Consider the following 12,521-nt stretch of genomic DNA (forward strand, 5'->3'; position numbering starts at 1 on the left):
TTTGAAATCCAACTAAACCCAGAAACATATGCAAAACGATTAAAATAACGATTTAAAATATATTTATTATGAAATATCTCGCTGTGTATTTTTACATGATCTTTTTCTGTTCCTGTCTAACGAATAATCAAGAATATCAAAAAAATATAATTGATCTAAAAAAACTTGATTTTAACACCTTCAATACGGAAGATTTTTATAGAAATGCAAATAAAGACGAAAATTTAAAAATTTCAAATAATAATCAATATGTAGAAATTAGTGATTTTGACAATGGCTGGGTTGAATTTCAAATAAAAAAATCATCAGATAATAATATAGTAGCTAAATTTGACAGTATTAATTTTTCAACCCTTAATGCAATTGCTTCAAAAGACGGGAAATTGAAAATAATTAATGCGGAGACATATCTAAAACCTGAAAGATTAAATAAACTATATCTGAATATCAAAGGTGTATATGGCAAAGAAACAAAAACTGATTCTAGTGATTATAATAAATATGTGCATATATACACCTACACCTGGGACGTTAAAGACAGAATAATTAAATTGATTTCTATTTTTGATCCGAGAAGTTCTGAAAATCTTGAAAAAATAAACGCTAAAATCCCGGATCAGGATTCAAAAATTGTTAATGAAAGACCTAAAACCATACTATTTGTCTGTAACAAGGAAAGCTTAAAAGATGTGCTTAAATTAAATAATACCGACAATAATTGGGCAAAATTTAAGTAATAAAGAATTCTGAAATTTCTTTATCAAGCTACTCTTAAGCGAAGTATGCTTTATAAAAATAAAATTGGTTCTCAAAAACATCCTTACTCCATTAAACTTTTATCACGAACTTGTCTTTCTTCTGATTCTTTGAATAACTATTGATGATAAAATGATAAGCTAAACTTTGATGCAAAAAACAGAAATGCTATACCATATTTTGATAGTTCTTTCAATTATTGTTTTATAATAAAAATGGAATTTGTTATCTTTGTGGAAAGCTGATAAAAATAAGCTATAAATATTAATAACCCGCTCCTATAGCTCAGTCGGTTAGAGCGTCAGACTCATAATCTGCAGGTCACTGGTTCGAGCCCAGTTGGGAGCACTACTTAAAAAAATCCTCATCAAAAAATGAGGATTTTTCTTTTTTATAAAGCGTAATAAGTAAATAATCCTAAAAATTATCTCCATTAAACTCTGCGATATTTAGAATAATACAGGTCTTCTCATGGTTAATTATTTAAATACTTTCATCTTTAAGCAGTGACCAATTTTCAAACATAAACTGTCGCAGAGAGACGGTAATCAAGTTTTCATCATTCAGAAGCGATTTCACATGAAGTAATAGCGACAACCTCAGTTTTTTCGTCTCTTAATTCTTTAACCATTAAATACCTCAATATACCCATAGCAACAATAGCATAACCCGCCAAGATAGCTAAACTTAAATGATCCACGGCCAGTGTTGAGGGGAAAAGCTGACTCATTAAAGTCATAAATGACAATCCGATTCCTGCTCCCAAAAAATAGCTTGTACTGGTTAAACTTGAAGCAACACCATAATGAACGGCCTCTACATCACGAATACCTAAAATTGATAAACTTGTAAAACAAATCGTCATTCCAATCCCTGAAATACATGCTGCCCCAAATAAAACAGTTTGTAGGGGATGATCTAAATAAATGGATACTAGTAAAGATAAAGCTCCTAATAGCATAAAAGACCAGCCCAGGATACCCATTTGCGTAGGATAAAATTTTCGGCAAATATAAGGCAATATAAATTTGGCTACCAATGCAGACATAATACTGAAAGGAACCAGCATTAAACCTGCAGAAGCGGCGCTGTGATGCATATCTTTCTGAAGCATCAAAGAAATCAAAAATAAAAATCCTATAAAGAATGCGCCTAGTGTAAAAAATGCAAGATTTGAAGCCATTAATGATTTATACCTGAATAATTTGAGATCAATTAATGGCTGTGATACTGTTCTTAAACGATGGATCACAACACTCAGTAAAAGAATAGCCAATAGCAATGAACCAACTATTAATATTGGACTCTCTTTGATGTTTATGAGTTCATGTGTCCCATAGGTTAAACTTAAGAGTCCTAAGACAAGCAGTAATCCGGAAATACCGTCTGTCTTCTGAACATTTTGAGCCTTTTCATCTGTAGGTAAATAATAATATGCTAGAATTAATGTAATCAAAAGAATCGGTACATTAATCAGAAAAACCCAATGCCAGCTTAAGTAGGTACTGATGAGCCCTCCCACTGATAATCCACTTCCCGATCCTATTGCTGCAAAAGAACTAAAAACTCCCAACGCACGGTTCCTTTCTTGGTTTTCGGTAAAAGTATTGGTGACAATTGATAAGGATGACGGCATAATAAAAGCAGCGCCAAGCCCCTGCAAAGCTCGGAATAAAGCCAGTACCTCAAAATTAGGTGAAAGCCCTGCTCCTAGTGAGGCTAACATAAAAATCATTCCCCCTAAAAGGAATAATTTTTTACGTCCTATCTCATCAGAAAGTTTACCTCCAATAATCAGAAAGCCTCCAAAAAACAACACATACAGGGTCTGTAACCACTGAACCTTTTCTGCACCGAGATTAAATTGCTCTTGAATAGAGGGAATAGTGAGATTAATAATTGCGATATCCAACGCTTCAACAAAAGTTCCTATCGATGCCAGTATTAATATTAAATTTCTCCTTGTTCCCATACCATTCAAATTTCCTACAAAATTAAAATTATTGGAACATACTATAAAATTACTTCTTAAATTTGGAACAATTAATTAATTTAGATAAATTACAAAGAACAAATAAACTTTAAAAACTATTTAACCACCAAATATTAGAACAAATGCCCTCAGAAAATTATACTCTAGATGAAAAGGATCTTGCTATTCTGCGCTTATTACAAAAAGATGCCAAGCTTAGTGTGCGTGATCTTTCAGCACAAATCAATCTAAGCTCTACTCCAACACATGAACGAATTAAGCGCATGGAAAAATTGGGGATTATAAAAGAATACACCGCAGTATTAGATCGCAAAAAAGTTAATAAAGGAATGATGGTCATCTGTATGATTGCACTAAATGCCCACAATAAAAAAACAGCAACGAAATTTATAGAAGAAGTATGTAAATTGAATGAAGTGGTCGAATTTTACAACATCAGTGGTGATTTTGATTTTATGCTAAAAATATTGGCTCCAAATATGGATGAATTTCATGATTTTTTCGTTAATAAGCTATCTGAAATAGATGGTATCGGACAAACAAAAAGTATTTTTGTTATGAATAGTATTAAAGAGCGTACTCAGATTATCTATTAAAAGTCATTTGCATACGCACTAATTTTAGATAAAAATCTTTAAAATATCGTGTGCCATATGCGATAAGGTCATACCAAAAATATTTAGCAGTTCTATAAAATCTCAATTCCAAGTTCTCGGTATACCTGAAGCGCAGTATGATGAGGATCTGCCTCAGTAAGAATAGTATCCAGATCAGTCACAGGCCCTATACAAAAAGCTTCCGCTGTGCTGGTTTTTTCTATGGTAGACAATGCAACTGTTTTAAGAGCCTGTGCAATCATTATTTTTTTAATTTGTGCATCTTCATAATCTTTAGCTGTTATCCCAATGACATGGTGGATACTACATACGCCAAGGAAACAAATATCTGCTCGAACTGATTTCAATGTATTAATCGCATCTTCACCGATTGCGGTAAAAGAAACTTTACAGAGGCGGCCTCCGGCAAATATCACTTCAACGTTGGGATGATCTTCCAGTACACTAACTACCGGAAAACTATTGGTAACGACCGTTATTTTTAAATTTTTAGGCAGACAGGCTGCTAATGCCACAACAGAGGTCCCACCATCAAAAAATACCACATGCCCATCCCTTAAAAAGCTTAAGGCCTTTAAAGCAACAGCCTGCTTTTGTCCCAAATCGTATTTTTCACGATCCCTATAATGATGTGGACTAGGAGAATTAGCCAATGCCCCTCCTCTTACCTCTTTTAGAAGACCCTGAGATCCCAACACCTTAATATCGCGACGTACAGTATCTTCGGATACGTTTAATAGTATACTAAGCTGTTCGAGGCGAACTTTATTCTCCTTAGAAAGCTGCTTTAATATGAGCTGTAAACGTTCTTCTCTTACCATATCTCTTTATATTATATGCAAATATATAAAATAATACTTTGCAATATATTGCAAAGTATCGCAACACTTAGTATCTTTATTGCAAAACTTATTAAATATGAGAAAATCAATAGCTATTGATATGGACGGCGTCATCGCCGACACGGAACCCCATCTTATTGAATGGTACAAAAATGAAACGGGCATTTCTTTGACCCCTCAACTCATAAATGAATTAGGAGAAGATGCTGCTTTTGCTGATAAAACAGCACTGCACAAAGTACTTCATACCCAATCATTCTTTAGAACAGTACCTGTAATGGACAAAGCAGTAGAAAATGTCACATTATTAATGGAAGATTATGAGATTTTTATTGTTTCTGCAGCTATGGAATTTCCCTTGTCTTTGTATGAAAAGAGAGAATGGCTACAAGAACATTTCCCTTTTATTAGCTGGAAGAATATTATCTTCTGTGGTGATAAAAGTATCATCGATACAGATTATATGATCGATGATTATTGCAAAAATCTTGATTTCTGCAAGGGAAAAGCGCTAATGTTTAACGCCTACCACAATGCACATATCAATCATCATATCAGGATCAATCATTGGGATGAAGTGCCTGAACTACTTAAAACACTCACTTACTAGTACTGAAAATATACTGTAAAGTATATTTTCAGTTTTTGGATATATTAATTAAATAAAATACGACCTGAATAATTGATTATAAAAATTAAATCTATTGCGGAGTATTTGAAAAAACCACAGCTATCATTGCAGAACAACTACTCTAAGCTAATGTCAAAAAGATCAATATAACGTTGTTTAGATAGTTGTAAAAGTAGATTATTAACTTCTCAAATAATCTCTTTTTAACATGAGTTTTTCTGTCGGTAATCCTTCTTCGAAACCTTTAAAATAGGTCTTAAATCCTAACTTTTCTAATATTTTTTTTGAAGCCAGATTATGAGGATCAATAATTCCAATAATATCTAATTGGGGAAATAGTCTATTTGCTGTATCTACTACCGCTTGACCTACAGCACATCCATAACCCTTCCCCCAAAACTCCTTATTTATGACATACCCGATTTCAAGGACGTTACAATCATTACTGCTATATGCTAACTTACAATATCCGATATACAGATTTCCGTTGTCAAATACTTTAAAATAACCCAGATCATCTTCATTACGATTGACTTCAAGTATCGCCTCAAACTTTTCCTTAACTTGAACTTCTGTCCAGCCTTTTCCAGTTATATATTTCATAATCTCATCATCAAGGAGTAGCGGTTTAAATAGATCAAAATCATCCGATGTATACTTAACAAGTGTTATATTCATTCCTGTTTTTTCGTAAAATATACATGATCTTAACTAAATTTGACACTAAAAACTTTAAAAATCCATTCAATAAAAATTAAAGCACTTATTTTTAAAGAATTAATAGGCGTTTCCTGAGTCTTTAGTGGTGAGAAATTAGTAATCAATATCGCTTTGAATACCAATATTAAAATTTGAAATGGACTAAAAAATTTTAGAAGCGAACTTCTTAAATAATGTGAAAAAACTCGCAGATAAATTTGAGAAATCACCAGACTTTCTGCGGGATCGACCATTTGTCGATGAATAGTAAAGAATCTATTTTACGAAATACTGAAGAGATTATGGACTATAATAAGTACCACTTGATCCAATTTTTTTTATCCGAAAAATAATCCTTGATTTTGTATAGCGTTTATATTGTATGGTAATGAAAAGCATAAGCTAAATCAATTATTAAAAAAAGGATAACGAGCTAAAAAAGTAGGAGCAACATTTTTTAATTTTCTAATTATGGTCTTCCAAAGCTTTCTTCAACAATGAGGTAAATGTTATAAGTTCATTGGCTGAAAGATTTGACGAAAATTGCTTAGTTAAATTCTTTCTAAAGGTTTCAGAATTGTCAACAATGAATTTCCCCTTATCAGTTGCAGTTAAAATATAATTTCGCCTGTCTACCTCACTCTGTATTTGTTTTAGCAACTCATTTTGAATTAAAAACTTCAACTGCTTAGAAATAGCGGCTTGACTAACATTCAATGCTACTGCAATCTGTTTAGCAGTAGCATCTTTTTTTCGATACACAAACTCTATGATGTTATAATGGGTTGCTGTAATACCAATATAATCGCCCTTATTCATGTTCGCCAAAATGAAACATTGGAAGTCTGTAAATACAGTAAAAAATTCTTTTTCAATCTTTTTCATAAAAAAACACTTAACTTAGTTAAGTAGTTGCAAAGTTAAGTAAATTAGTTATGAATAATATTATTATAACAAATGCTAGGCAGAATAATCTCAAAAATGTTTCTCTTCAAATTCCGAAGCATAAAATAACGGTATTTACGGGTATCTCGGGTTCAGGAAAATCATCACTCGTATTTGAAACAATTGGCGCAGAGGCACAACGTCAGATAAATGAAACACAGAATAGTTTTATACGTACACGAATGCAACATTATGGTATACCGGATGTCGATAAGATTGAAAATCTGAATGTCCCCATTATTATCAATCAAAAGAGAATAGGCGGAAATGCGCGTTCAACAGTTGGTACCATAACTGATATCTACGCGTCTTTACGATTGCTATTTTCTAGATTAGGTTCGCCATTTGTAGGTTATTCTAATGTTTTTTCATTTAACAATCCACTCGGCATGTGCCTAAACTGCGAAGGTTTGGGTTATGAGCAAACTATTAATATTAATACTTTAATCAATAAAGAAAAATCCCTAAATGAAGGCGGAATTCAGTTTCCCACTTTTCAACCTGGAGGATGGAGGTTAACTAGATATACCTTGTCAGGATATTTTGATAACGACAAGAAAATAAAAGATTATTCAGATAAAGAATGGGAAATATTACTTTATTCAAAAGAACATAAACCTAAAAACCCAAATAAAGATTGGGGAAAAACAGTGAAATATGAAGGGCTCATACCACGTATTGAAAAAGCATTTTTAAAAAAAGATTCAAAAGAAAATACAACCAGAAAAAATGACCTTCAACACATTACCACAAGCAGAATATGCGCAGTATGCAAAGGTAAAAGATTAAATAAAAAGGTACTCTCCTGTAAAATAAATGGTAAAAACATAGCCGATTGTACTGCTCTTTCAGCTGACGATTTAATGGAATTTATTCAATCGATAAACTCAAACACCTATGATATTGTTGTAAAAGAGCTTATTAAGAAATTAAATAATATGATTAACATAGGCCTGCAGTACTTAACCCTCGATAGAAAAACAGATACGCTTTCGGGAGGAGAATCCCAACGGATTAAAATGGTAAAAAGTCTAGGCAATAGTTTAGTGGATCTACTGTATATTTTTGATGAACCGAGCATTGGGCTTCATCCAAAAGATTTACAAAATATTACTTCCATTATTGAACAAATTAGAGATAAAGGTAATACCATTCTGATTGTTGAGCATGATCCAGATTTAATCAAGATCGCAGATTTGATCATTGATATGGGACCCGGATCAGGAAAAAATGGCGGTGAAGTTATCTATAAAGGAACTTTTAAAGAACTTAAAAATTCATTAGGAAAAACGGGCTTATATTTTGCAAAGAAAACCAAAATTAAAACTGATCCAAAAATTGGAAAAGAATATCTAGAAATTAAGCAAGCGACCTTACATAACTTGAAGGGTATTGATTTAAAAATCCCTAAAAATATTATGACAGTAGTCACTGGCGTTGCAGGCTCAGGAAAAAGTACATTAATCAGCAAAGTTTTGCCGGATTACTATAAAGATGCAACAATTATCGACCAGTCCTTATTTACAGCTAGTCCCCGGTCAAATTTACTCACTTACTTGAATCTATCTGATAAGGTCAGAAAATCATTTGCTCGAGCCAATCAAGTTTCTGATAAAAAATTCAGTAGGAACAGTGAGGGCGCCTGTGAAAACTGTAAAGGACTGGGCATGGAGCGGATAGACTTAGCATTTATGGATGACATTGAGCAAGTCTGTGAAGTTTGCTGTGGTTCAGGATTTAATCCCCAAGTATTGGAATATAAATACAAGGGTAAAAATATATTTGATGTACTGAACTTTACTATACCGGAAGCTATACAATTTTTTGATGATCAGATATACCTTGAAAAGTTTGAAATACTTTTAAAATTAGGCTTAGATTATCTCACACTCGGACAACGTATGGATAGCTTTTCTGGGGGAGAAAGACAACGTTTAAAACTCACGAAAGAATTAAACAACACAAATAAAATCATCATTATGGATGAACCCAGTACAGGACTACATCCAAGTGATACGGAAAAGTTACTATCTCTTTTTGAGGAATTAATTGAAAGAAATAACACATTAATTATAGTAGAACATAATTTGGAAATTATTGCTCAGGCAGATTGGATTATCGATATCGGTCCGGGTGCTGGTAAATATGGGGGTAATGTTATTTTTGAAGGTACCGTAGAACAACTTTTAAAAAATAAAAAATCGTACACTGCCGAATATCTCAAAAAACATTTAAAATGGAAATAAAAATAATCGACTATAATTCCCTTTTATTTAACTCTTTGTATTCGTTAAAAACCCGGTGAAATAGAAAAAATAAAAGCCGCAATAATACGGCTTTTATTTTTTGTTAAAATTTAATCCTTATTTCCCCTGTCTGCTTAGAATAGATTCCATCTCAGCCATGACTTTATTAATTTTTGCAATCGTCAAATCAAAAGGTTCAGAAGTATTCATATCCACACCTGCATCGACAAGAAGATCAACAGGATATTTGGTACTTCCCGAAGCTAAGAAATTCAGGTATTTCTGACGATCTGCATCCGTCCCACGCAGGACTTTTTCGGAAAGAGCTGTTGATGCAGTAAAAGATGTCGCATACTGATAAACGTAAAAGTTATAATAAAAATGTGGAATGTAAGACCATTCTGATTTCACATTGTCATCAACGACACAAATATTTTGATCATGACCATAATACTTTTTCGTTAGAGCCAGATACATCGTATCAAAGTCTTCTCCAGTGAGTGCCTCCCCCTTTGCTACTTTATCATGGATCATATATTCGAACTCAGCAAACTGAGTCTGACGGAACAATGTTCCTTTTGCGCCTTCAAGATAATTTCCAAGAATAGCAAGTCTTGTTTCATCGTCCTTTATCTGCTTCAGCATATAATCATTCAATAACTCTTCATTTAAAGTCGAAGCCACTTCTGCAACAAAAATTGAATAATCTGAGTTAGCATAATGTTGCTTCTTATTGGTCAAATAACTATGCATGGTATGTCCCAATTCATGAGTCAGCGTAGACATATCATTGTACTTGCCGTTATAATTCATGAGGATATACGGATGTACATCGTACCCAGAACCATTAGAATATGCACCTGACCTTTTTCCTTCGTTAGGATACATGTCAATCCATCTTTCTTCGAATGCTTTTTTGGAAACTTCTATATAATCAGTCCCTAAAGGCTTCAAAGATTTCAAAATATTCTCTTCAGCTTCTTCTACCGTATAAGATAAATCGACTTTCGCAACCAAAGGAGCATAAAGATCATAATAATACAGTGTATCCACTCCCATCATGCGTTTACGGAGGTTTAAATAACGATGAAAGGTCTTCAAATTTCCATTTACATTTTTTATAAGATTATGAAAAACATCTGTCGGAATATTACCGCCATCTAATGCCATTTTTAAGGTACTGTCGTAGTTTCGGGCTTTTGTTGCAAACAATGCCGCATTGATATTTCCATATAACTGCGCTCCAAATGTTCTTTGAAACTCATTCAGTTTACCAAAATAAGTGGCAAATGCTTTACTCCGAACTCCCCGGTCTTCACTCGCTCTATATAATGCAAAATTAGCAGCGTTAAGCTTTACGCGTTCACCGTTCAAATCGACCTCTGGATATGGAAACTCAGCATTTATAAAGGTGCTATAGATATTGGCTGCATTACCGGACATTAAAGAAGAATATGCCAATACTTTTTCAACTTCTTCAGAACCTCTATGGGCGCGTTTGCGAAGTAAATCTGTCAGGTAAAACTTATAAGTTACCAACGCTTTTTCTTTTGCCAAAAATGCGCTAAGCTGATTTTCTTTTAAAGTCAGCAATTCCGGTTCCAGGTATGAAGTCAAAGCGCCATATTCTGAAAAAAGCTGTTGCAATTCTTGATTCATCCCTGCATACTTAGTTACTCGGGTATCTTGATCAGCTTTCATCGAAGCATAAGATGAGAGACGAGCCATATCCTTGATAAGCGAACTATTCAGCTCTAATGCTTGCAATAAAACGTTCGCAGATTGTGTAAGCTTACCTTTGTATAAAGCCGCTTCTTTCATCTTTTGTTGTAAACGTTCCTTTTCTGTTTTCCAAACGTCATCTGTAGCATAAAGATGAGACAAATCCCATTTATATTTTTCAGGTAATTCTTCGCGAACTTTCATCTGACTTACTGCAATTGTTGTTGAGAACAGCATCACCGTTGTGATCAATTGTGTTTTTTTACGCATAATGTATGTAAATAGTGTTCCCAATTTACAAAACATCTTTTAGATTTTTATAGCACCAACAAGATCAGTCCATAAATTTATAGTGTAAACCATATCAGATTATAAATAAAGATACATAACATTAGAAGACGAATAATAATTGGAAACCGTTTACTCCAGCACAGTTTTTTCAAAATCGACTTCATTACCTAGATTTCAATAAAATAAACAGATAAATTTTATTAAACCTGATTATCATCAATATGGCAGTAGATTATTTAATCAAAAGCAGTATAATTTCAGACTTGACACAAATCATCATTGTAAGTCCACGAATTTATTTTTTCTAACATAGAAGTGGGATTAGTTTTAGGAAATACGTGCACACCACCATTTCGTTTAAATTCTTTAATCTCGCAAAAATCTGTACTTGCTGTATATCCAAAAAGCTTAATTGATGGAAATCTTGCCGATATTTCACTAGCAGCAGCTACGCCTCCCATATTTGGCATATGAAAGTCAATAATACAAACTTCAGGTAACTCATCCTCGAATTCCAATCTTTTAATCAAATCTAGTCCATCACCGCAGATAAAGAAAAGATCAAAAACAGTATCTCTTTCGATGAGTAATTGTATCATATTTTGTTGAAATATACTATCATCTGTAAAAGCGAGTTTAATTGGATGATTCCTCATGTTTGTTTTTATTTCTATTAACTTATTCACGACAAAATTACCAACGTTCCTCCAGCGATAATACCATTATATCTTCTTAAATTATCACATGAAGACCAATTTTAAATGGATTGATATTAAAAAGCTTGTGTTTTCATATCATCTTTTCAGTATAAAATATTCAGATTTAAAAAAGTGATCCTACTTTATCTGTATCTTAAACAAAGAGGGGCAGCATAGTTTTTAACTAAAAAATATTCTTTTGACCTTTTTTTAAAGACCAACTTTCCTTACCTCTGCCAACTGGGATATCAATTATAAAATGTACAAGTTTTCGCATAAATGGTACATTTTATTCAGAGCTTATTTGACTAACTTTGCTCATGAAACAATTGATTTTCAACACTTATCATCACTTATTTAATACCTATGCAACATCTTATCTTACTTTTTTCATTCATTTTCCTGAACTCCTGTAATAACGATATGAATACTCATCCACAAACGAACTTACTGGAGGCAGTCCAGAAAAATCAATTGCTATTCGTTGAAGAGGAATTGAAAAAGGGTGCAAACGTTAATTTAACTGATAAAAATGGAAAATCCTTATTACTGATCGCAACACATAATAATAACTTTGAGATGGCAAAGTTATTGGTATCTTACAAAGCAGATGTGAATCAACAAGATAAAATTCAAGATAGTCCTTTTTTATATGCAGGAGCGGCAGGACACCTAAAACTTGTACAGCTCTATCTATCTCATGGAGCTCGATTTGATATATTCAACAGGTATAATGGAACAGCCCTAATACCTGCCAGCGAACGCGGACATCTGGAGGTTGTGAAATTACTGGCCAACACAAAAGGATTTCCTATTGATCACGTCAATAGGTTAGGTTGGACCGCATTAATGGAAGCAGTAATCCTAGGTGATGGCAGTCAAAAATTTGTCAACGTAATCCAAACACTGATTGATGCAGGTTGCAATATAAATATTGCTGATCATGATAAAAAAACCCCATTAGCACATGCTAAAGCCAAAGGGTATTCTGACATTGTTCAGCTATTAGAGAAAACGTCCAAAAAATAAAAATCAGCTTATATCAAGTTTACTGAATATTAAAACAAAGAAGGGTTTGACT

Annotated in this window: 11 protein-coding genes and 1 tRNA gene; 6 read left to right on the forward strand and 6 right to left on the reverse strand. The window is 33.2% G+C overall.

Annotated elements, in window-relative coordinates; translation table 11 throughout:
• The first annotated feature begins 68 nt into the window (after window positions 1-68).
• The gene (locus ACFS6I_RS00425; RefSeq protein WP_380917338.1) at window positions 69-737 is read left to right on the forward strand and encodes a hypothetical protein; all 669 of its coding nucleotides are present in this window, start codon (window positions 69-71) and stop codon (window positions 735-737) included.
• Window positions 738-1,030: 293 nt separating this feature from the next.
• Window positions 1,031-1,104 (forward strand) — tRNA-Ile (locus ACFS6I_RS00430).
• Between the two features lie 211 nt (window positions 1,105-1,315).
• Here the strand turns inward: ACFS6I_RS00430 and ACFS6I_RS00435 are convergent.
• Entirely contained in the window at window positions 1,316-2,728 is a 1,413-nt protein-coding gene (locus ACFS6I_RS00435; RefSeq protein WP_380917340.1) for an MFS transporter, read from the reverse strand.
• 143 nt (window positions 2,729-2,871) lie between these two features.
• Here ACFS6I_RS00435 and ACFS6I_RS00440 point away from each other — a divergent pair, with 143 nt between their 5' ends.
• Entirely contained in the window at window positions 2,872-3,345 is a 474-nt protein-coding gene (locus ACFS6I_RS00440) for an Lrp/AsnC family transcriptional regulator (RefSeq protein WP_132841647.1), read from the forward strand.
• Window positions 3,346-3,437: 92 nt separating this feature from the next.
• Here the strand turns inward: ACFS6I_RS00440 and ACFS6I_RS00445 are convergent, their stop codons facing one another.
• Window positions 3,438-4,187: a DeoR/GlpR family DNA-binding transcription regulator gene (locus ACFS6I_RS00445; RefSeq protein ID WP_132771392.1), complete on the reverse strand. Its 750-nt coding sequence runs from the start codon at window positions 4,185-4,187 to the stop codon at window positions 3,438-3,440.
• Window positions 4,188-4,284: 97 nt separating this feature from the next.
• Between ACFS6I_RS00445 and ACFS6I_RS00450 the strand changes: the two genes are divergently transcribed.
• Window positions 4,285-4,818, forward strand: a complete 534-nt coding sequence (locus ACFS6I_RS00450; protein ID WP_380917342.1) for a 5' nucleotidase, NT5C type — start codon at window positions 4,285-4,287, stop codon at window positions 4,816-4,818.
• A 201-nt stretch (window positions 4,819-5,019) separates the two neighbouring features.
• Here ACFS6I_RS00450 and ACFS6I_RS00455 read toward each other — a convergent pair whose 3' ends face one another.
• Together ACFS6I_RS00455 and ACFS6I_RS00460 are read right to left on the reverse strand one after the other, a co-directional pair.
• Entirely contained in the window at window positions 5,020-5,517 is a 498-nt protein-coding gene (locus tag ACFS6I_RS00455) for a GNAT family N-acetyltransferase (protein ID WP_380917344.1), read from the reverse strand.
• Window positions 5,518-6,003: 486 nt separating this feature from the next.
• On the reverse strand, window positions 6,004-6,423 hold the full coding sequence (locus ACFS6I_RS00460) for a MarR family winged helix-turn-helix transcriptional regulator (RefSeq protein ID WP_380917346.1): 420 nt from the start codon (window positions 6,421-6,423) through the stop codon (window positions 6,004-6,006).
• Window positions 6,424-6,473: 50 nt separating this feature from the next.
• On the opposite strand from ACFS6I_RS00460, the gene ACFS6I_RS00465 reads away from it, so the two are divergent.
• Entirely contained in the window at window positions 6,474-8,729 is a 2,256-nt protein-coding gene (locus tag ACFS6I_RS00465; protein WP_380917348.1) for an ATP-binding cassette domain-containing protein, read from the forward strand.
• A gap of 117 nt (window positions 8,730-8,846) precedes the next feature.
• Here the strand turns inward: ACFS6I_RS00465 and pepF are convergent, their stop codons facing one another.
• Both pepF and ACFS6I_RS00475 read right to left on the reverse strand, forming a co-directional pair.
• A complete protein-coding gene (gene pepF / locus ACFS6I_RS00470) occupies window positions 8,847-10,757 on the reverse strand; it encodes an oligoendopeptidase F (protein WP_380917350.1) in 1,911 nt (636 codons plus the stop codon).
• A gap of 242 nt (window positions 10,758-10,999) precedes the next feature.
• Window positions 11,000-11,398 (reverse strand): response regulator, encoded by a 399-nt coding sequence (locus tag ACFS6I_RS00475; RefSeq protein WP_380917352.1) that lies wholly within the window; start codon window positions 11,396-11,398, stop codon window positions 11,000-11,002.
• Between the two features lie 408 nt (window positions 11,399-11,806).
• Between ACFS6I_RS00475 and ACFS6I_RS00480 the strand changes: the two genes are divergently transcribed.
• Complete coding sequence (locus tag ACFS6I_RS00480) at window positions 11,807-12,469, forward strand: ankyrin repeat domain-containing protein (protein WP_031287579.1); 663 nt, start codon at window positions 11,807-11,809, stop codon at window positions 12,467-12,469.
• Window positions 12,470-12,521 lie beyond the last annotated feature (52 nt).

Origin of the sequence: Sphingobacterium anhuiense (assembly GCF_042686355.1) — a bacterium.
Lineage (GTDB): Bacteria > Bacteroidota > Bacteroidia > Sphingobacteriales > Sphingobacteriaceae > Sphingobacterium > Sphingobacterium anhuiense.

Excerpts from the sequence above, each read along its gene's own strand:
- ACFS6I_RS00425 (WP_380917338.1), top strand. The coding sequence starts at position 69 with ATGAAATATCTCGCTGTGTATTTTTACATGATCTTTTTCTGTTCCTGT.
- ACFS6I_RS00435 (WP_380917340.1), bottom strand. The coding sequence starts at position 2,728 with ATGGGAACAAGGAGAAATTTAATATTAATACTGGCATCGATAGGAACT.
- ACFS6I_RS00440 (WP_132841647.1), top strand. The coding sequence starts at position 2,872 with ATGCCCTCAGAAAATTATACTCTAGATGAAAAGGATCTTGCTATTCTG.
- ACFS6I_RS00445 (WP_132771392.1), bottom strand. The coding sequence starts at position 4,187 with ATGGTAAGAGAAGAACGTTTACAGCTCATATTAAAGCAGCTTTCTAAG.
- ACFS6I_RS00450 (WP_380917342.1), top strand. The coding sequence starts at position 4,285 with ATGAGAAAATCAATAGCTATTGATATGGACGGCGTCATCGCCGACACG.
- ACFS6I_RS00455 (WP_380917344.1), bottom strand. The coding sequence starts at position 5,517 with ATGAATATAACACTTGTTAAGTATACATCGGATGATTTTGATCTATTT.
- ACFS6I_RS00460 (WP_380917346.1), bottom strand. The coding sequence starts at position 6,423 with ATGAAAAAGATTGAAAAAGAATTTTTTACTGTATTTACAGACTTCCAA.
- ACFS6I_RS00465 (WP_380917348.1), top strand. The coding sequence starts at position 6,474 with ATGAATAATATTATTATAACAAATGCTAGGCAGAATAATCTCAAAAAT.
- pepF (WP_380917350.1), bottom strand. The coding sequence starts at position 10,757 with ATGTTTTGTAAATTGGGAACACTATTTACATACATTATGCGTAAAAAA.
- ACFS6I_RS00475 (WP_380917352.1), bottom strand. The coding sequence starts at position 11,398 with ATGAGGAATCATCCAATTAAACTCGCTTTTACAGATGATAGTATATTT.
- ACFS6I_RS00480 (WP_031287579.1), top strand. The coding sequence starts at position 11,807 with ATGCAACATCTTATCTTACTTTTTTCATTCATTTTCCTGAACTCCTGT.